The following is an 18,574-nucleotide window of genomic DNA, read 5'->3' as shown; positions in this document are numbered from 1 at the left end:
GCCTTACCCCCCATCAACCACCCCTCGCCCCCGCAACGCCGTCAATCCCCTCCGCAGCCACAGCAATTGCTGCGGCGGCATCTGGCGCAAATGTTCGTAATCCATCACCGTGACGTTATAGACCGTGCTCCTGACCTGCGGTCCATCAGGGCAGCGCAGAAGAATGCCCTGCAGCGCCATCATGCGGTTGCTGGCCTTGCGGGCGCGGTCGGCGAAGGTTTCGGTCACCTCGCCTTCATGGCCTTTGACGGCAAAGAGGGATTGCGCCCTCGGGCTCGGGGCCGGGATGCCTGTGGTCTTGTGGTAGCGGGCGATTGCTTCGGCATAGTCGTCGCCGGCCTGGCGCTGTTCGGCGGTGATCAGGCCGTCGAGGAACATGCGGCCGAGGGTGTAGCCGGCAAAGGGGCTCTTGACCGTCTCGTCATCAACCGTCCGGCCGAAGCCGTGGATCCGCCGGCGGGCTGATATCGCCACGCTGATATTGTCCTTCTCGGTTTCGAAGGGCTTGATCTTGCCGCAGGGAAAACGATCGACATTTTCCTTACGCGGACGGCCGGCGCCCTTGTTTGCCCGTTGTGTCTTCACCTTGGTGGCTTTGCCGCCCATGCTGATCGTCCTTCTATCGAATGATGCCGTTTCTGAGTGCCGCGGCGACCAGCGCCGTTTCCTTGAAGACGCCGAGCTTCATCTTGGCGTTGGCGATGTGGGTGTTCACGGTAATCGGCGAGATGCCGAGAATGGTGCCGATCTCGGCGGCCGTCTTGCCCGCCGCCATCCAGCGGATCACTTCGGTTTCGCGTGGGGTGACGTTGCTCATGGCTCTGCAGGCCCATCGATGCAGGGCACGCGCGGCATCGTCACATGCGCGCCTGACAGGGTCACCCGCGTCACGCGGTCGGGGTGTCGGATCGGCTGGACGGGCGGGCCTGCCTTCGGCTGTGGATGCCAGGTGTCCTGCCTCGAGGGGAACCTGTCGCGGTTGCGATGCGCCATGTTGATGACGGTGTTCTTCTTCGAGCCGAAGAGATTGGCGATCTCTCTTGCCGACAGCCCTTCCTTCCAGAGCTTTTCCGCCTTGACGATCTTGTCTTCCGTCCAAAAAGTGATGGTCATCTCAATGCCTCCTCGTGTCGTGCGGCCCTTGCAATGATCGGATTGTCGGGAAACATCCTGGCGAGCTCCCGCTTGGCGCTGCGGCTGCCATTGGCGGCGTCGCGCAGCAGCTGCATCTTGTAGGCCGGGACTTTCGGCTGCGGCGTCTCGGGCTCCGCCTCCATGCGCGGCCGGCTCTCCGCCTCGATCGCCGCCTTCTGAATGCGGCATTGCTCGGCAAAACTGGCTGAGCTCGGGGCGAAGGCGCGGTTATGATCCCTCACCTTTCCTGATATGAAGAGTTTGGCGGCCTGCCAGACCGCCTCCAGCGGGATGCCCTCGATCGCGACGAGATAGGCGCGGATCTGCATGTCGGGATCAGTGCCTGCGGATGCCGGGAAACCCGAAAGCATCCCAGCTATGATCTTCACCGGAGAGGAAATCTCTTGCGGCATCGACTGTCGTCCTTCTCGTACTGCTGTTGATCGACCCGGCTTCCCTCGCCTTTTCCTTGAGGTACCAGTCGCATTTGATCGCCTGCCAGCCGCGGAAGATCTGCATCTCGGCGGCGCCGACCGGGTCACCGGTCATGAGATATTCCCTCGCCTGCATCCTGGCGGCATAAGCCGTCAGCGGCTTCTTCAGCGTGCGCTTGCGATGCTCGATGATCGCTGCCGCCAGCTCCTCCCCCAGCACCGGGCTGAGGATCTCCATGATCTCCTGGCTCACTGTGTCCTTGCCCATGCGATGTCCCTTTCCCGATTGAGATGGCCTCTTCAAATCCGCAGCCGCCGTCGCCCGCCGGCAAAATTGACCGGGGCACCGGGCCTGGCGGTGCGGCGGGGAAACCGCCGGATCTCTGAGCCGGCATGGTCCTCGTGTGCGGTGTCGCCCTTTTCGGCGCTTCGAAGCCTGTGGATCTCGGTTTCCACCGAGGGCACCGACACCCCGAGGATGGCTGATATTTCGAGATAGTCCCGGCCGGTGCGGAAGAGCTCGAGCGCGTTCATGTGCGTGCTTTGCTGCGCTGGCGTGGCCTCGGCCTGGATGCTCATCGCTTGATCCTTCTTTCCGATTTCAAGCGCGGCTCGCCGTTCCCGCCGGAGCGGGTGGCTCGTCCCGTGCTTGATTCAAATTCATCGATGACGACCGGAGCCGGCTCATGCGGGAGCAAAAGCTCCGGTCGTCTGCCAGGCCGCCGCCTGGGTCGGGCGCGAGCGCGCCCGGTGGGCACGACAGTCGCGCCCGGGGATGCTGGCGTCGCCGAGGGAGGGCGACGACGCCAGCCACCGATAGCCGTCAGGGAGGGGCTGGGCTATCGGGGTTGGTGATCGGCAGAGCGCCGGGCGGGATCATCGTCTCGCTGATCTCTTCCGGGCGCGTCGGCCGATCGCAATTTTCGCAGTGGCGCTCGATCACCTCGGCAATCGACAGCGCCTTTGCGCAGATCGGGCAGCCGGTGTAGCGGGCGCCGCGGCGCTGGAACTCGCCGGCGGGTGTTGCGGTGGCGATGGTCATATCGATTCCACCTCCCGGTTGGCGTTCAGCACCTGCTGCAGGGCCTTGGCGAGGAAGGGGATATCCTCATTGCGAACTGATATCGCAGACATCCGCCCTCCCCTTGGCCCTTGCGGCCGGTGAATGACGACGCCGGTCGGCATGACGTCCACGGCGAGCCGCTCTTCCGAGGAAATGGTGAACCTCATGGTGCCGTCTCCTCCAGTCCGAAAGGCTGGCCGTTGTTGATGATGTCGGTGCTTGTCATGTCGATTAGGGTACAATTAATACCCGATATGTCAAGCGCATTAGGGCATGACATGTACCTTAATTTAGGGTATTTTTTATATCATGTTGAAAGATCAGGAACAATTTGAACGCGAAGAACGCGCAAAGCGCCTCGTCATGGCCAGGAAGAATGCCGGCTTTGCCGGGCCGAAGGCGATCGTCGATCGGTTCGGCTGGAATGCCAATGTCTACAAGGCGCATGAATCCGGCCGCAACGGCTTCGGCATTGCCGATGCGAAGAAGTATGCCCGCGCTTTCAAGGTCAATCTCAACTGGCTGCAGTTCGGCACCGGCAACGCGCTCGATCCGGATGAGCTGCCGGTCTCCGTCGCCGATGTGCCGAAGATCTCCTGGGTCAGCGCCGGCCAGTTGAGCGAGCAGGCGCCGATCACCGATTTCTCGGAATTCCCGACGGTCGCCGCCCTCGACCTGCCCGATGGCGAATGGATCGCGCTCGAGGTCGAAGGCAATTCGATGAACAAGATCTCGCCGCCCGGCTCGATCATTTTCGTCAATCTGCGCGACAAGCGCCTGGCGCCGAACGCGCTTTATGTCGTCGCCGACGAAACGGGTGCTGCAACCTACAAGCGCTATCGCCCGAACGACGACCCGCCCTTCCAGCCCGCTTCCTACGAGGACGTGCCGCCGCCGGAATTCCAGGGCGCCGTCACCATCGTCGGCCGCGTCCGCCGATCGATCATCGAGATGTGAGGCTGACAGCCAAAGCTCGGAAATAACGCCGCGAATCAATCATATTTCAATAGGGAAAACAGGATGATACGCCCTTCCTCACGCTCCGGCCGAATCTGGTTCTATATCGTCACGATAGCGGTGTTGCTCCTGGCGTACAGTGCCGCACGGGAGATGTACGGCCTGTAGGATTTCGCTCCGGAGCTCGCCGAGCCCTAGCCGGGATCACGATGTATATCGGGACGATTCATCCTCTGAAACCAAAAATTGCGGAAGCTTCGGATGCCCTTCGCGCACCACTCGTCACCGCCACCAGGATGGAACGGATGGCCGCGGGGAATGTCCTTCGGCAGCTTCTCATCCCATGGATCGTAAATTCGGTGATCCCAGACCCGCCTCGATCACCTAGTCGGTGATTTCGATTTCGTTGCGCATGGCCGGCCTCCTTTTTTCTCGTAGCTTTCATACTCCAACTTCAGTTCTCACTCCTCTCTCTTCAGCTTAGGAGGAGAAGGTTCCTGAAGGCTGGTGAGGGAGGGTTCCGGCCAAAGCTTCCCCCTACCCCATGAGCAAAGCCCATGAAGCCGGGAGAGCATTGGCCAAGTCCTGAAGGCCGGAGCCGGGATGGGACACGTGCCAGAGGGGCCATTCGCTTCGCCCTCGTCCTGATTTTCTGACAGCGCACTTAAGGACTTTCGCTTCCCGCGCCGCTGGGCTTCGTCAGCTCGGGAGTTGCACCCGGTCGCCCAATCACTGGCGACAGACATAAACCTATGATTCGTACCCCGTCAATCGCAGAGGTATTTTTTATACCTTTTGCGATTGACGTAATCGGGTATGATATATACCTTTTCCTCACAGGCCGACCAGAGGCGCGAGAGGACAGGCGATGCAGCACATCCGCAATATCGAGACCGAGGAAAGCAGGCGGGACGCCCGCTGGAATGCGGCGCGCACGATGGGCGACTGCCGCGCCTATATGGCGAATGAGGCCCAGCGCATGGGCGCCCTCGGCTTTGCGTTCCTCCGCCGTCCCGAACATTCGATCCGCGGCCCGTCCTGGCTGCGGGGTGCTACCGCCAGCGTCGAGGAGCACTACCGCTATGCCCGCGAGATCATGGGCATCACCGATACCGATCAGCTTTACGCCTGAGGAGAAGGGAGATGTCTGCCGCCAATCCCGCACCAGAGCCATCGACCGAGCGCCCCTGCTTTCCTGCCGCCCGACGGGCCGGAGCAAACGAAAAGACCCGCGCCCGCTTCACCGCCGGGGCACCCGATCTCCTGAAGGCACTGGTGGAGGCCGAACGTTTCTTCGATGGCAGCGACGATCACGGCTGCCCCCTTCACCAGAAGATCCTCGCCGCCATCGACACGGTGAAACGCGGTGCGGCATGAGCGATTGCCTGATCAAGGCCTTTTCCGGCTGCGCCTGCCCGCCCGGCGAATGCGCGAAAAAGCCCGTCACCCTGGCGCCGGTCACCTTCGTCTCGTGGCGGACCCAGGCCATCGCCTGCCTCACCTTCGGCTTCCTGGCGGCGATCGTCTCGGCCGCCTGGATGGAGACGCAGTTCAAAACCCGGGATCTGCGATACCAGGAGCATGTGTCATGGAAGTGAGCCAGGGCTTTCGCCGACACCGCCGCTCAGGAGCTGAACTTGATGTCGCTCGCCTTCGCCGCGGTAATGAATGCCCGCCGCACCTGCTCGGGCCCGGCGGCATCGTTGAACACGTCGAGCACAAGCCGCTCGGCCACCTTGGCCGCCGGCGTCTGCTCGGGCCAGTCATTCAACAAAGTGTTGCCGGCCTGAACGACATTATAGACCGTTCTGACCTTGCCATTGATGGTGATCTTCACCGGCTTGAACCTTCGTCGCCTGCTCATGATGCATCCCCCTCACGCTGGAAATACGCGACTCAACGAATCACCGCGGGACTCGTTCCGGTTGAGATGATTCTTTGTTCGCCAGCCGGGCGCCGAGCCCGATGTCCTCCGCCTGCATGACAGAGCGGGGCTCGGATGCGTGCGAGAATGCGGCAGATGAAGCCCGAACCGGGAGGCAACACAATGGACCTTCAGAGTCTCGTCGCCGCGCATATGCCAAACCGCCGCCGCCCGACGCCGATGGGCGCCGCGGCCGAGGACCGATACTACCGAAATCAGATCACCCTGCCGCGCCTGAGGCTTCGGCTACTCGGGCTGACTGCCGCGACCGCCGGCCTGACGCTGTTTCTGGCCGGCGTCGTCAACACATGAGGTGCCGTCATGCTCCGACAGACCGATCATGCTATGCTGCGATCCGTTGTGGGGGACCGCGCGATGGACGACAGCGAGGCTGACCGGGCGGCGATCATGGCAGTGATCCGCGCCGAAACCGAGGCCTGGCTGCAGCGCGACTTCGAGGCGCTGGCAAGCCACTGGGTGCAGTCGCCGCAGACCCGGCGGATGGAATACTTCGCCTCGCTCGGCGTTCGCGTGGACGAAGGCTGGGACCCGATCGCCGCGCGGATCAAGAAGATCGTCGAGCGATTCCCGGAGAAACACGCCTTTTCGGAGCGCGTCCGCTGGGAAAAGGTCAACATCGTCGTCGACGGCAACATGGCCTGGATGACCTTCGATCAGATCGGCAGCGACACCGGCGAGGATCGCAAGCGCCAGCTCCGGATCCTCCACCGGATCGACGGCGCCTGGAAGATCGGCTGCATGGTGATGATGGAGAGCAGCGTCGAGGAGGCGAACTGCCCGCTGATCGAGGTCGACACGGATGCAAGGATCCTCTGGACGAACCGGCTGGCGCGGGAGCGGATGCCTGGCCATCCCGGGCTCGTCGCCGCTGCCGGCCGCCTGCGTGCCCGGCAGCGCGAACGCGACCCTGCGCTGCGCGAGGCGGTGCGCCTGGCGTTCCGCGAGCTGCAGAGCCAGAGGCCGCTGAACATCGCGCCGAAGCAGGCCTGGGCGGTGGCGCTCGGCGAGGACGCGGCGGGGATTCCGCTCTACTGCTGGGTTCTGCTCGAGGACGGCAAGACGCTGGTCTCCTTCGACGACGCCGAGACGCTGGTGCGCCGGATCGCCAGTGCGCGGGAGGTCTTCGGCCTCTCGCCGGCGCAGACCCGGCTTGCTCGCCTGATCGTCGATGGCCACGACCTCGCCGCCGCCGCCGATCTGCTCGGGGTCAGTGTCAACACGTTGCGCACCCAGCTACAGCGCATTTTCGACAAAACCGGCGTCCGCAGCCAGGCGGCATTGGTGCGGGCGCTGTTGAGCGCCGGGGCTCCGAGCCAATAGCCTCGACCGCCGGCGTCTCGCCGGGCCAATCCCGCCGCACCTGCTCGGGCTCGGCGGCATCGTTGAAGACAGCAGCTTGGCAGCTTTGACCGCGGCCCCTGCTCCCGGCACAGCACCTCACGCACCGATCTGAACCTGATCTAAACCCGACCTTCCAAAAGAGATCGTGATATGGTTGGCGTCCAATTTGGAGGGGGAGCTATGCTGAAAAATCCCATAGTTGGACTGGCGGTTGGCGCGCTTATGGTTTTTGCGACCCCCGCAGGTGCGACTGCCGATCCGCTCCCCAAAGGTTTTGAGCGCCACAAGTTCAACGGATCGGTCAGACCGGAGGTCAAGGGCGGCGTGACCCGGTTTGAGATATTCGACCGTCAGTGTTCCCATGTCGACTATGGAGATGGACGCGGCGAAAATGATTGTCGCAATGGCAACGTCCGCTCGACAATTCGCTATACGCGAGACATGAAGGCTGGCGAAAGCGTCGAATACAAGTTTGATTTCCGGCTCGATCCGACTTTTGCCTACAAGGGCTGGCACAACAACTCCGCAAATGGCTTTTATCCCGATGGCTGGGACAGCCATTTGCGCCTCGCGTCCTGGGAAGGACCGGCAATCCACGATTTCATCTACATGCTGAAAGCCGACACGCGCAACGGCGTGAACTTTCTCGCCCGCCAGTGCCAAAAACCGCAAGATTTCGGCAAATGGGCGACATTCTCGCTGAAAATCCGATGGGCAAACGATGCGAGCGGCTGGGTTACGGCAAGCTGCGACAACAAGGTGATCTACGCCGCCGAAGGCGAAGCAACCAACCAAGCTCCGCATTGCTGGGAATCGAACGAGTGCGAGCCGCAATCAAACCGCGACCCAAAATCATTCAACTTCATTCTCGGCCCGGTGATGATGGGTTGGGGCAATGAATGGAAGACCTATGACCATCATACGTCCCAGTTTGACGTGGTGCAGCCGGATGGTATCGGCATCGATGTCCGCAATGTCAGTGTGACCCGCGGTGTCAGCGACTATTCCGCCAAACAAGCAGTTTTGCTCAAGACGTTGCAGCAGCAACTGGCTCATTTGGGCTGCAAGCCAGGGAATGTCGAGGGCAAGCCTGACAAGGCAACACGGCAAGCCGCGCTCTCCTGCCGCAAGTTCGAGAGCGGTTCGCTTCCCCAAGCGCTCAACCTCACGACACTGCAAGCCTTCGCTGACGCCTATGCCAAGCCGGAGACGGCAAGTCTGCCTTCAGGCAAGGCCGCGGCTGGTGCCAAAAACGTTTCGTCAAAACCGAGGACCTATATCAAGCTGGGCGAAATGCTCGCCCTGACGACAGGCAAAGACACCAAGGTGAATTCCGACTTCTTTGGCAAGATCAAAGGCGCCAAGAAGGGGCAGAACGAGCTGGACTTCATCATCCTGGGTCAGTTCGACTACACCGACAACAGTTTCAGCCAGCTGTCATTTGTTCTGCAAGACAAGCTCTCCAAGCCCGAAGTGAAGGCGGCGGCCAGGTGCGGCTATGGGACGATCAGATTTCCAGACGGCACAGATCATGTGGAGATCCGCATGGAAGGTTCAGGAAACACGTTCTCGTCGCCGCCAAGAACTGACTGCCTGATTCAAGCGCTCGGCAAACGACCGGCATCGCAGGTTCCCTACCTCACCACAGGGTTTGCCGATCTGGCTAAATCAATGGTTTCCGACGGCGGTTGGAAGAAACTGAGGCATGACGGTTTGAAGATATTTGTCAAACGTGTTGCGGATGGTGAAATCACCGTCGGCGGCTGAGATCGCAGCATTGCGCCGCAGGTTCCATCGGCCGCGAGCGCCTTTTCGCGCTCTAGGGTCAAGCCGGGAGAAGACCGATTCACTAGTGATGAGACGTGGACGTCGGCGCGTTGACATCAAGTGAGTGAAGGCAATCAAACTTCGTGATCAGCAGCGTGACCAGTTCCTCGCGCGTCCTGTGTCCTTGATTATAGAAGTCGAACGCCGCGCTGCAAAGCAGCTGTGTCGATTGTTCCGTTGGCGTGGCGCGATTATGCCGGTACCAAGTCCGAACAGCATCCGAAAGCATGCTCACGTCTGCTAGCTGGAGTGAGGGATCGAAGTCCGTCATATCTTCCTCATTGAGCGTCGCAACAGCTCACCCGGATCGCGATAAGACAACCGTAGTGCATCAAGCTCTGAAGGCCAACCATCAGTGCGGTTGCGCACAATTGCCGGCGATGACATGGGACAGTGGCGAATGCGTTATCGATGCCGTTGCCTTGAGCGCGACGGAGAGAGGCAAAACGAACCAGGCGATATCCTGCTCGCGTTGCCTTTTTCGGAAGCGGTTAAGCGAGTGGACTAATCTACCTGGCGCGGAGCGGAAGACCCAGCACCTTTTCGTATTCGCGCTCCGGCACTCCATAGCAGCCACCGGCAATTTCGATCAATTTCTCCCTGTCCACTATTCTAACGTTTCCGCGGGTCGACCGGATGGCCTGGACGCCCTCAAGCACGTGTAGTTCATTGGTGACGCCCGAACGCCGGACACCAAGCATCAATGCCAGAAATTCATGGGTAATTGCCAGGTTGTTGCCTTCAAGGCGGTCGTGACACATCAGGATCCATCGAGCCAACCGTTCATGCATATTGAAGCGGGCGCTCGCAAGCGCCGAATGGGCGAGCTGCAGCACGGTTGTGTGAACATAGCGAAGGAAGAAATCCTTCATCTCGGGATCATCGGCCAGCGCGCGCCGAAACGTCTCCATCGGCACCATAATTCCCGAGCCTGCGACTTGCATGAACGTGCGCGTGGGGGTGGTCTCTACCGCCAGGACGACGTGCATGCCGGATGCGCCTTCGGGCCCGATGTGGCCGATCTCCACCGCTTCTTCGTCGGTGCTGCCGACAACCATGGATCCCAAACCCCTTTCCAAGAAGCAGACATGCGTGGATGGGACGTCGCTAGCAACAAGAACATGCCGCAATGGAAGGTCGACGCGCTCCATCTCTCCCGAGAGGCGTGCGAAGCCGTCTACGCTCAACAATTTCAGTAGAGTGTTCTCGACCGTCGATTGGTCGAAGTGGGGCATAGCAGCTCCGCGTGGGGAGCTTGGATGTCAAACCAAACGCCTGTGGGTGTGGTGAAAGCTAAGGGACGGCCAAAGATTTGGCTATCGGTCCCGCGAAAGGGTGCGTTTATGACAAAACCGCACATAAGCCACTGACATTGTTGATGATCAGCGACGATAGACCGGCACCGATGTTCGATACCGACCAAGAGAGCTTAGCACATCTTGCCTCGGCATGCGCGCTGATTGCGAAAGGACGAGCGATTGACAATATAAATATCTGCCTTTGTGGATCGTCGATGGATGTCGCAATCAATCTCGCCAGCCAAGCCGGCGGCAATGCGCTTCGGCGGTAAAAACGCCCGCCTTTCGGTCGGCATAGGGACCTGGCAGATAGACCGTGACTCCGCGGAAACTGACGATCACCGCCTTTGTCACGCTGTCAAAGACGATAGCCATATCAGGCTCATAGGCCATTTGCTTCCTGACGGCGCTTACTCCATCGAGATGTGCTCTTATCCGAATGAAACAGGTCCCGACATCAATCCCTCAGGCGCGGGGCGCTTGGTGCGGAACCGCACAGGAACTTTTCCGACTATCTATGGGTTAGGTCGCAAGGATCGCGCAGGTGCCCCCTCGTGACGGGGCCGTACGCCACCCCTTGCTTCCTGTGTGATCCGTCCGTTCCCAAATTGCCCCGTTTTTCGGCGGGCACCTTTTTGATCCACAGTGCGCAAGGCGCGAGGGCGGTCAGGACGCGGCAGGGTTTGGCGATGATGTCACACGCACGTTCTGCGCCACAGGGAGCCGATGCACCGCTCCCGTTCAGCCCCGCCTCAGTTATAACTTTCCTGCAGAAAAATTATAACAAGAGGAAGGATGGGCTTTCGGCCGGTCGAACGCGGTGTTATAATCTTTTTGCAGGAACGTTATAACCGGAGAAAATCCGTGCCCATCCGCGAGATCGATTTGATGTACCAGACCATGCTGGCGGAGCTCGGCCAGCGTTCGCTGGACGGAAGTTTTGTCGCCGAGTTCCCGCTGGAGGGTCGGTTCGTCTCCGTCCCCGTGAAGGGCAAGGAATACTGGTATTTCGATCATCCGGGCCAAGACGGAGTCAAACGGTCTTATGTCGGGCCAAAGAATGACGAGGAGCTTACGAAAAGAGTGACCGACTTCGGCGCGATCAAGGATGATCTCCGAAACCGCCGGCGAATGGTGGCCACTCTTACGAGAGAAGGCGGCATGAACGCACCGCCCAGGTTTACGGGCGACATCATCGAGGCGCTTGCCAATGCAGGGCTCTTCCGTCTGCGCGCGGTTCTCGTCGGAACCGTGGCATTCCAGACCTATTCCGGCATTCTCGGCGTTCGACTGCCGGCGTCGCTTATGCAGACGAGCGATGCCGATTTCGCCCAGTTCCATTCGATCTCGACGGCGGTCAACGACAGCATCCCTCCCATAGGCGAGGTTCTTGAAAAGCTGGACCCGACATTCCGGGAGGTCCCACATCTCAACCATCCCACGCGCTCGACCCAGTTCGTGAACGCGAAGAACTACAAGGTCGAATTCCTGACGCCGAATACGGGCAGCGACGACAATCAGCAGAAGCCCGCTGATATGCCCGCCCTTGGGGGAATTTCTGCCGAACCGCTCAGATTCCTCGATTACCTCATCTACAACCCGATCAGGACCGTGATCCTTCACAAGAGCGGCATTACGGTCAATGTTCCCGCTGCGGAGCGCTACGCAGTTCACAAGCTGATCGTCGCCTCGCGGCGGCAGAACGACGACAATGGCGTGCTCAAGCGCGAAAAGGACGTGCAGCAGGCTTCCCATCTTTTCGAAGCGATGGGCGCGACACGCCGCCATTCTGATCTTGCGCTGGCCTATTGCGAGGCGTGGGAACGCGGTCAGTCATGGCGTGACGCAATTGCACGCGGATTGTCGTTCATGCGACCGGACCGCCGTCTACAGCTCATGTCCGTTCTCGCCGAAGGCATGGCGGAAATTGGCGAAGATCCCGCCCGTTACGGAGTTGAAACTGGCCCTGACGGAGCCGGGGGAACTTCGACACCTGCGCCAAAGTCCCGCCGTTAGGAAACTTGGTCGGTGGGGAGGAGACGAAGGCTGAGATCAGCACAAAAGAAAAAAGCCCGGGTTACCGGGCTTTTCGGCTGGTCGGAGTGGAGTGATTCGAACACTCGACCCCCACGTCCCGAACGTGGTGCGCTACCAGACTGCGCTACACTCCGTGACCAGCGGCGCTTCTATAGAACAGCCTATCTGGTTGCACAAGCACCAAATTCCAAAAAGCCGGCGGAAATTTTGACGGGGTTGTGACAGGTCGGGAGGTCGGCGGCTGCAGCAAAAAGCCACACCTGCCGCAAATCGAACGGAAGTCTCAAAGGGGCAATTTTCTTTTGCCGGGTTCCACGCTAAAGGGCAGACAGGACAGGCGAAAACGCTCACGAGGGCGGCTTCGTAACCAATGCGCTAGAGATCAGGGACGACACGATGAATTTCCGCACCATGACCGCGGCCGGGCTTGCAATTGCGCTTGCCGGATGCACGACCATACCTTCCGCCGGCAACCCGATCGAGGCCCGCTGGGTCGGCAAATCGGCCGGCATCTTCTTTGCCGCCTACGGGCCGCCGATCAGCGACAGCGAGCAAGGCTCGACCACCGTCTATACCTGGCGCGGCGGCTACAAGACCGTGCGCATTCCGGCGAAATATGCCGAAGGCGCCGACGGCAAGCGCGGCAAGCAGATCGCGTCCGCTCGCACCGCCTATCTGCGCTGCCAGGCCGAAATCACCACCAGCTCCGATTACACCATCCGCGACATCCGCACCGTCGCCGACATCCCCGGCGTCGACGGCCCGTCCTATTGCGCAGAGTTTCTGGCGCCCGAACAGAAGTAACGGACGGTTTCCGCGACACGGGGCCATTGTTGCCCGGTGCCGAGGGCAGCCCCTCATCCGGCTGCCGCCACCTTTGCCGGGGTCGAGCCACTGGTCTCGACCCGTCCTTCGGACCCCCGCCTGCGGGGCGAAGGGACCATGCCGCGACCTCTCGATTCCCTCTTCTCCCCTCGGGGAGAAGGTGCCCGTAGGGCGGATGAGGGGGCCGGCGACGCCGGTCTTTCCAACAACACCATGTGAGTTCCACACCGCTCGCGTCGTCTCAATCGCCGGATAGGTTGTTACGAGAGGGGTGTGCCGTGTGGCCCCCTCATCCGCCTGCCGGCACCTTCTCCCCGAGGGGCGAAGGGATATACCGCGCCCTCTCCGTTCCCCACCAACCTCTCGCAGGGCACGTCCTCTCGCCCCGTTTACGGGGGTCCGCAGGACGGGTCGAGACGAGTGGCTCGACCCCGGTAGGTTAGGGTGAGGGGCAGTTCGCGATCTCATAGGCCGCCGACGCTCACGCCGCCTGTTCCCCCTGCACCGCAGCTTCCGCCAGCTTGCGCGCCGCGACGAAATCGACCTTGCCCGAACCCAGCACCGGTACCTTGCCGATATTGACCTCGGCCGGGACCATCATGTCCATGGCGCCCTTGGATTTGGCGAAGGCGAGGAATTCGGCGCGGGTGGCTGTCGGCGCGTCGGTCAAGAGCACCAGCCGCTCGCCCTTCTTGGCGTCGGGCAGCGAGGAGACGACCGACAGCGCGCCCGGCCAGAGCTCGGCGGCCAGCGTCTCGACGGCGGCGAGCGAGATCATTTCGCCGCCGATCTTGGCGAAGCGTTTGGCCCGGCCGCGGATCTTGACGAAGCCGTCCTCGTCGATGGTGACGATGTCGCCGGTATCGTGCCAGCCATCGACCAGCGGCTCGAGCACGCCGGGCTTTTCGGCGCGGAGGTAGCCTGCCATGACATTGGCGCCGCGCACATGCAGCCTGCCGCCCTCATCGATGCCGGGCACCGGTTCGAGCTTCCATTCCATGCCGGGCAGGATTTTGCCGACCGTGCCCGACTTGTTGTACATCGGCGTGTTGATCGAAATGACAGGCGCGGTCTCGGTGACGCCATAACCTTCGAGGATGCGCAGGCCGAATTTTTCCATATAGGTCTGGCGGGTCGAGGCCTTCACCGGCTCGGCGCCGGAGAAGATATAGCGGATCGAGCGGAAATCGTAGGGATGCGCCGTTCTGGAATAGCCGTTGAGGAAGGTGTCGGTGCCGAAGATGATCGTGGCGTTGGAGGCATAGATCAGCTCCGGCACGATGCGGTAATGCAGCGGCGACGGATAGAAATAAACAGGCACGCCCGAAATCAGCGGCAGCACCGTGCCGGCCGTCAGCCCGAAGGAATGAAACACCGGCAGGATGTTGAACACCTTGTCGCCGCTGTGGAAATCGATGCGGGCGGCGGCCTGGGCGGCATTCGACAGGATGTTGCGGTGGGTGAGCACCACGCCCTTCGGCGTGCCCTCGGAACCCGAGGTGAAGAGGATCACCGCCGGATCATCCGGCTGGCGTTTCACCAGCGGCCGCGCCTTGCGGAGAAGCCCAAGGATCTTATCCTTGAGTGAGATTTCGGCCCTGAGATCATCGAGCCAGACAATCGTCACCTGCTTTTCCATCTCGGCGATCACAGCACCGAGCTTCGCCTGGGTGACGAAGGCGCGCGAGGTCAGCACATGTTTGACCTCGGCGGCCTTGCAGGCGGAGAGGATATTGGCGGCACCAGCGGTGAAGTTCAGCATCGCCGGCACCTTTCCCGCGCTCATCACGCCGAGAAGCGTGGCGGCGGCACCATTGGCATTCGGCAGCATGACGCCGAGGTTCTGTTCCGGAAACATCGTGCGGAATTTCGCGCCGAGCACGGCAGCACCGGTGAGCAGCTTGCCATAGGTCAGCCGGCCGGTGACCGGATCCTCGACGGCAAGTTTCTTCATGCCGAATTCATGGCCGGCCTGAATGACGCGATCGAGAACCGTCGACGAGGTATCGGCGGTCTGGAACAGCAGGTTCGACATCACCTGATAAAGGGCAGCACCCGCCGCCGTGCGGCGTTTGCGGCCTTTCAGCTCTGGCGGCACTTCGAGCTTCACCGGCTCGAGAATGGTGACCTTGACCTTGGGGAACAGCCGGCGGCGGATCTTGCCGTTATCGAGATAGGAGAGATAGCTCTTCTCCAGCCCATCGATCTTCACCGGCACGACCATCGAACCGGTCTTGTCGGCGACCATGGCGGCGCCATCATAGACCTTCATCAGCGTGCCGGTCACCGTCAGGCGGCCCTCGGGGAAGATGCCGATCGGGTTGCCATCCTGCACCACCTTGATCAGCGAGCGCGTCGCCATCGGCTTTGTCGGGTCGAGCGGCAGGAATTTGCACATCTTCAGGAAGGGCCGCACCCACCAGGCCTGGGCGATCTTGTAATCGACGGCAAAGGTCGGCTCTTCCTCGGTGATGGCAAGCGCCAGGGCGCCGTCGAGCAGGCTGACATGGTTGAGCGCAATGATCGGCGCGCGGCCGGCCTTCTTGATATTCTCCAGCCCCTCGACCTCCAGCCGCATGAAGGCGCGGAACATGATCGAGATGAAATCGCGGAAGGGATTGGTCGGCAGCGTCTTCAGCATCAGCCAGGCGACAGCAAAATTGATGATGCCGAGGCCGATCAGGATCTGAGGAATGGAAGCGCCCATCGCCTGGACGGCGGCGACGAGGCCGAGGCCGACAGTGATGAACAGGGCAGACAGCACATTGGCGGCGCCGATGACGCGGGCGCGGCGGTCCTCATGCGCCCAGGTCTGCAGGGCGGCGAAGGTCGGCACGGCGATGAAGGCGCCCGCTATCGCCATGCCGGCGAGATCGATGGCGACGCGGATGGTATTCTGACCGGCAAAGAAGGTGGCGATCGTCGTTGCATGGCTCAACGAAGCCAGGCCCCAGAGGTTCCAGGCGAGATCGAGGCTGAAGAGGCCAAGCAGCGCCGTGCCGACATGGGCCGGCAGCAGCACGATGCGGCCGGAGGACATCCAGGCGGCAATGGCCGAGCCGACGGCGACGGCGATGGCAAAGACGGTGAGATAGGCCGGCACGACGAGCTCGGAGCCGCCGAGCAGCTCGGTCACCATGGTCGGCAGGATGGAGAGAACGAAGGCGCCGACCAGCCAGAACCAGCAGTTCATCAGCGCCGAACGCCACAGGCGTTTATCGGCGCGGATTTCCATGACGAGGGTATAGCTGGAGCGGATGACATTGCGGTCGATCTCGAGATCCGGCGCCTTGGAGCCGGTGGGCGGGATCATCCGGCTGGCCAGCCAGCAGAGCACCGAAAGCCCCATCATCATCGTGCCGAAGATCAGCACATTGTCGCCGCCTGAGAAGGCGAAGGCGGCGATGATCGTGCCGGCGAGGATGGCGATGAAGGTGCCGCCCTCGATCCAGGCATTGGCCTTCGGCAGGTCGCGGCGTTCGAGATGATCGGGCAGGATGCCGTATTTGATAGGCCCGAACAGGGCCGAGACGATACCGAAGCCGAACAGCGCCGCCATCAGCACGAAGATCGAGGAGAAGGCGAGACCGATAACGGCAAGGGCGGCGACCGCGATCTCGCAGCGTTTCAACAGCTCGGCGATCTTCGCCTTGTCATGCTTGTCGGCGAGTTCGCCGCCGAGTGCGGAGAGCAGCAGGAAGGGCACGATGAGGATGACGCCGGCGAGCGTCACCAGGGCGGCACCTTCGCTGGCCGACATCTTGAAGAGAATGAGGAACACCAGGGTGTTCTTGAGGAAATTGTCGTTGAAGGCCGTCAGGAACTGGGTCCAGAACAGCGGCGCGAATTTCCTGGAGGTCATCAGATTGTGTTGCACGGCGGGTCCCTCTTTCGACTGGCAGAGAAGGCCACAGAGTTGTTACGCAAAAGTTGAATGCGGTAACAACTCTGCGCTGTGGTTAACCAAGATCAATCTTCATCGTTACGATTGAACTTGACCAGGAGTTTCTCGGTGCGGGCATCCTCGACCTTGCGGATCAGCTTCTCGGATTCGGCATTGTCGCGCAGGGTCTTGGTGATATTCACCGTGGTCTGCACCAGCATCAGAATGCCCATGGCGAGATAGCCTTTGCCCCAGAGATCGAGCGGCATCATGTAGAGGCCAATCGCCAGCATGAAGGCGGCCGAGCCGAAGGAGATGTAGGAGAAGCTGACCCAGCTTGAGGAATGTTTCTGGAAACTGTCGTTCATATCAGTGGTCCCTATGGTTCGATGGATGAATGGTTGGATGGATGCGATTTCAGGCAGCGGGCGTGATGCGGCTCTTCAGCCGCGCCAGCACATCATCGGCGGATGAGCGCAGCGGCGCGCCGAAGCCGGCATTGGCAAGCTTTTCGATGATGCCGGCCGGGCGGATGGCGCCTTCCATGTCCTTCAGGGCGGCGGCCGTCAGCTCATTCTGGCTCTGGCGCAGGCGAAGGCGCGCCAGGGTCTCCTCGGCATCGTCGAGTGTGGCAAAGCCCGGACCCGCGACTGCGACATCGAGCTTCTGCGCCTCTTGCGTGGCACGCGCCAGCCGCTCGCCGCGCTGCAACTCCTGCAGCCGCGCCTCGGAAGCCCGGACGATGCCCTTCAGCTTGTCGATCGCGCTGGTGAACTGGCTCTGCGCCTTTTCCGATGCATCACGCTCGGCTTCGAGATAGGCGATCGCCTCGGCCGCCTCGCGGGCCAGGCCCTCATTGCCCTTCGCCAAGGCGGCGGAGGCGCGGATTTCGAGATCGGCGATGCGGGCAACGATCGCCCCGTGCTGCCCCTTCTCCTGTTCGTTCTGGGCGATGGCGACCGCCACACTGCGCCGGGCCGACTGGATCGACTGGGCGGCATCGCGGATCTGCTGGGAAAGCAGCGGCACGGCGTGGCAGTCGGCAAAAGCCTGCTCGGCATCATGCGCCCTGCCCCGCAACAAAATGGAAATCAGTTTGAACATTTCCTTCCTCCGGTTTATGAACGTTGTTCACGAGAGGTGTTATGGCAGAATCATGAACGTCGTTCAAGATAAATTTTGAACGACGTTCAAAAAAATCGAAGTGGAATGGTGAATGGCCGGCAGACGAGAAGAAAAACGCGAAGACCTGAAGGCCCGGCTGATCGAGGCGGCGCGCGAGCGGATCGCCAGAGACGGGCTGGCAAACCTCCGGGCCCGTGACATCACCCAGGATGCCGGCTGCGCGCTCGGCGGCCTCTACACGGTCTTTTCAGACCTCGCCGAGCTCGTCATCCACGTCAATTCCGCCACGCTGAAGGCGCTGGAGGCGAGGCTCACCCTGCCCGAGACCAAAGACCGGCCGCCGACCGACCGGCTGCGCAACCTGGCGCAGGGTTACTTAAGCTTCGCTGTCGAACACCGAAACCTCTGGAAGGCGCTGTTCGACCACTTCCCCCCCGACACCAGCCCGACGCCGCAATGGCATCTTAACGAACACCTCTTCCTGATGGACGTGATCGCCGAACCGCTGGCCGAACTGCAGCCCGACATGCCCCCCGAAGACCGCGCGATCCGCGCCCGCACCCTGTTCGGCGCGGTGCATGGGGTCGTGAGCATCAGCCTCGAAGGCCGCTTCGTCGGCCTGCCGCTGGAGCGGCTGGCACGGGAGGTGGATGAGCTGGTGCAGACGATTGCCGCGGGGGCGGAGCAGCGGCGGGGGTGATGGGG

At 61.5% G+C, this 18,574-nt stretch carries 25 protein-coding genes and 1 tRNA gene; 10 read left to right on the top strand and 16 right to left on the bottom strand.

All coding sequences use genetic code 11. The features are described from left to right. Positions 1-3: 3 nt before the first annotated feature. The 8 genes from ACM5SV_RS36370 to ACM5SV_RS36335 form a co-directional block, all read right to left on the bottom strand. Positions 4-606: a hypothetical protein gene (locus tag ACM5SV_RS36370; protein ID WP_222015520.1), complete on the bottom strand. Its 603-nt coding sequence runs from the start codon at positions 604-606 to the stop codon at positions 4-6. A 13-nt stretch (positions 607-619) separates the two neighbouring features. Further along, the gene (locus tag ACM5SV_RS36365) at positions 620-817 is read right to left on the bottom strand and encodes a response regulator transcription factor (protein ID WP_131710338.1); all 198 of its coding nucleotides are present in this window, start codon (positions 815-817) and stop codon (positions 620-622) included. Further along, entirely contained in the window at positions 814-1,113 is a 300-nt protein-coding gene (locus ACM5SV_RS36360) for a GcrA family cell cycle regulator (protein ID WP_017990602.1), read from the bottom strand. The genes ACM5SV_RS36365 and ACM5SV_RS36360 overlap by 4 nt, the downstream gene beginning before the upstream one ends. Beyond that, a complete protein-coding gene (locus tag ACM5SV_RS36355; protein ID WP_113548527.1) occupies positions 1,110-1,505 on the bottom strand; it encodes a hypothetical protein in 396 nt (131 codons plus the stop codon). Before ACM5SV_RS36355 ends, ACM5SV_RS36360 begins: the two co-directional genes overlap by 4 nt. Then, complete coding sequence (locus tag ACM5SV_RS36350; protein WP_026160134.1) at positions 1,471-1,836, bottom strand: hypothetical protein; 366 nt, start codon at positions 1,834-1,836, stop codon at positions 1,471-1,473. The genes ACM5SV_RS36355 and ACM5SV_RS36350 overlap by 35 nt, the downstream gene beginning before the upstream one ends. 32 nt (positions 1,837-1,868) lie before the next feature. Then, complete coding sequence (locus tag ACM5SV_RS36345; protein ID WP_222015521.1) at positions 1,869-2,147, bottom strand: sigma-70 family RNA polymerase sigma factor; 279 nt, start codon at positions 2,145-2,147, stop codon at positions 1,869-1,871. A 244-nt stretch (positions 2,148-2,391) separates the two neighbouring features. Then, positions 2,392-2,610, bottom strand: coding sequence for a hypothetical protein (locus ACM5SV_RS36340; protein WP_113548529.1), 219 nt, complete (start codon positions 2,608-2,610; stop codon positions 2,392-2,394). Beyond that, positions 2,607-2,798, bottom strand: a complete 192-nt coding sequence (locus tag ACM5SV_RS36335) for a hypothetical protein (RefSeq protein WP_222015523.1) — start codon at positions 2,796-2,798, stop codon at positions 2,607-2,609. The genes ACM5SV_RS36340 and ACM5SV_RS36335 overlap by 4 nt, the downstream gene beginning before the upstream one ends. Before the next feature lie 142 nt (positions 2,799-2,940). Between ACM5SV_RS36335 and ACM5SV_RS36330 the strand changes: the two genes are divergently transcribed. The 4 genes from ACM5SV_RS36330 (at position 2,941) to ACM5SV_RS36315 (ending at position 5,186) form a co-directional block, all read left to right on the top strand. Next, the gene (locus tag ACM5SV_RS36330; protein ID WP_017993243.1) at positions 2,941-3,588 is read left to right on the top strand and encodes a S24 family peptidase; all 648 of its coding nucleotides are present in this window, start codon (positions 2,941-2,943) and stop codon (positions 3,586-3,588) included. An 868-nt stretch (positions 3,589-4,456) separates the two neighbouring features. Beyond that, positions 4,457-4,720 (top strand): hypothetical protein, encoded by a 264-nt coding sequence (locus tag ACM5SV_RS36325; RefSeq protein WP_222015525.1) that lies wholly within the window; start codon positions 4,457-4,459, stop codon positions 4,718-4,720. Between the two features lie 11 nt (positions 4,721-4,731). After that, positions 4,732-4,965, top strand: a complete 234-nt coding sequence (locus ACM5SV_RS36320) for a hypothetical protein (RefSeq protein ID WP_222015526.1) — start codon at positions 4,732-4,734, stop codon at positions 4,963-4,965. Beyond that, positions 4,962-5,186 carry a hypothetical protein gene (locus ACM5SV_RS36315; protein ID WP_222015527.1) on the top strand — a complete coding sequence of 75 codons (225 nt, stop codon included), beginning with the start codon at positions 4,962-4,964 and terminating at the stop codon, positions 5,184-5,186. The genes ACM5SV_RS36320 and ACM5SV_RS36315 overlap by 4 nt, the downstream gene beginning before the upstream one ends. A gap of 26 nt (positions 5,187-5,212) precedes the next feature. Here ACM5SV_RS36315 and ACM5SV_RS36310 read toward each other — a convergent pair whose 3' ends face one another. Then, positions 5,213-5,452: a DUF982 domain-containing protein gene (locus tag ACM5SV_RS36310; RefSeq protein ID WP_012756410.1), complete on the bottom strand. Its 240-nt coding sequence runs from the start codon at positions 5,450-5,452 to the stop codon at positions 5,213-5,215. A 183-nt stretch (positions 5,453-5,635) separates the two neighbouring features. Between ACM5SV_RS36310 and ACM5SV_RS36305 the strand changes: the two genes are divergently transcribed. The 3 genes from ACM5SV_RS36305 (at position 5,636) to ACM5SV_RS36295 (ending at position 8,641) form a co-directional block, all read left to right on the top strand. Beyond that, positions 5,636-5,824: a hypothetical protein gene (locus tag ACM5SV_RS36305; protein ID WP_168307615.1), complete on the top strand. Its 189-nt coding sequence runs from the start codon at positions 5,636-5,638 to the stop codon at positions 5,822-5,824. A 9-nt stretch (positions 5,825-5,833) separates the two neighbouring features. Then, positions 5,834-6,853, top strand: a complete 1,020-nt coding sequence (locus ACM5SV_RS36300; RefSeq protein WP_222015528.1) for a helix-turn-helix transcriptional regulator — start codon at positions 5,834-5,836, stop codon at positions 6,851-6,853. Positions 6,854-7,054: 201 nt separating this feature from the next. Next, positions 7,055-8,641, top strand: a complete 1,587-nt coding sequence (locus tag ACM5SV_RS36295; protein ID WP_419425523.1) for a hypothetical protein — start codon at positions 7,055-7,057, stop codon at positions 8,639-8,641. Positions 8,642-8,723: 82 nt separating this feature from the next. On the opposite strand, the gene ACM5SV_RS36290 is transcribed toward ACM5SV_RS36295, so the two are convergent. The 3 genes from ACM5SV_RS36290 to ACM5SV_RS36280 all read right to left on the bottom strand — a co-directional run bounded on the left by ACM5SV_RS36290 (position 8,724) and on the right by ACM5SV_RS36280 (position 10,374). Then, the gene (locus ACM5SV_RS36290; RefSeq protein WP_017993236.1) at positions 8,724-8,972 is read right to left on the bottom strand and encodes a hypothetical protein; all 249 of its coding nucleotides are present in this window, start codon (positions 8,970-8,972) and stop codon (positions 8,724-8,726) included. A gap of 238 nt (positions 8,973-9,210) precedes the next feature. Next, complete coding sequence (locus tag ACM5SV_RS36285) at positions 9,211-9,936, bottom strand: Crp/Fnr family transcriptional regulator (protein ID WP_221965675.1); 726 nt, start codon at positions 9,934-9,936, stop codon at positions 9,211-9,213. A 291-nt stretch (positions 9,937-10,227) separates the two neighbouring features. Beyond that, a complete protein-coding gene (locus tag ACM5SV_RS36280) occupies positions 10,228-10,374 on the bottom strand; it encodes a hypothetical protein (protein ID WP_222015674.1) in 147 nt (48 codons plus the stop codon). 495 nt (positions 10,375-10,869) lie between these two features. Here ACM5SV_RS36280 and ACM5SV_RS36275 point away from each other — a divergent pair, with 495 nt between their 5' ends. Continuing rightward, on the top strand, positions 10,870-12,015 hold the full coding sequence (locus tag ACM5SV_RS36275; RefSeq protein ID WP_244432261.1) for a GSU2403 family nucleotidyltransferase fold protein: 1,146 nt from the start codon (positions 10,870-10,872) through the stop codon (positions 12,013-12,015). Positions 12,016-12,093: 78 nt separating this feature from the next. Here the strand turns inward: ACM5SV_RS36275 and ACM5SV_RS36270 are convergent. Further along, a tRNA-Pro gene (locus tag ACM5SV_RS36270) sits at positions 12,094-12,170 on the bottom strand. Positions 12,171-12,432: 262 nt separating this feature from the next. Here ACM5SV_RS36270 and ACM5SV_RS36265 point away from each other — a divergent pair. Next, entirely contained in the window at positions 12,433-12,840 is a 408-nt protein-coding gene (locus tag ACM5SV_RS36265; protein WP_041935634.1) for a hypothetical protein, read from the top strand. A gap of 502 nt (positions 12,841-13,342) precedes the next feature. On the opposite strand, the gene ACM5SV_RS36260 is transcribed toward ACM5SV_RS36265, so the two are convergent. The 3 genes from ACM5SV_RS36260 to ACM5SV_RS36250 form a co-directional block, all read right to left on the bottom strand. Continuing rightward, a complete protein-coding gene (locus tag ACM5SV_RS36260) occupies positions 13,343-16,738 on the bottom strand; it encodes an acyl-[ACP]--phospholipid O-acyltransferase (RefSeq protein WP_222015531.1) in 3,396 nt (1,131 codons plus the stop codon). A gap of 92 nt (positions 16,739-16,830) precedes the next feature. After that, positions 16,831-17,112 (bottom strand): YiaA/YiaB family inner membrane protein, encoded by a 282-nt coding sequence (locus ACM5SV_RS36255; protein WP_222015532.1) that lies wholly within the window; start codon positions 17,110-17,112, stop codon positions 16,831-16,833. Positions 17,113-17,161: 49 nt separating this feature from the next. Further along, positions 17,162-17,848: a PspA/IM30 family protein gene (locus ACM5SV_RS36250; RefSeq protein ID WP_131590545.1), complete on the bottom strand. Its 687-nt coding sequence runs from the start codon at positions 17,846-17,848 to the stop codon at positions 17,162-17,164. Positions 17,849-17,960: 112 nt separating this feature from the next. Between ACM5SV_RS36250 and ACM5SV_RS36245 the strand changes: the two genes are divergently transcribed. Beyond that, positions 17,961-18,569 (top strand): TetR/AcrR family transcriptional regulator, encoded by a 609-nt coding sequence (locus ACM5SV_RS36245; protein ID WP_222015533.1) that lies wholly within the window; start codon positions 17,961-17,963, stop codon positions 18,567-18,569. The last annotated feature ends 5 nt before the right edge of the window (positions 18,570-18,574 follow it).

Source organism: Rhizobium sp. CRRU65 (assembly GCF_048551595.1).
Classification (GTDB): Bacteria; Pseudomonadota; Alphaproteobacteria; order Rhizobiales; family Rhizobiaceae; genus Rhizobium; species Rhizobium leguminosarum_J.
The sequence above is the reverse complement of the archived record's forward strand: the minus strand, read 5'-3'. Positions and strand labels throughout refer to the sequence as shown.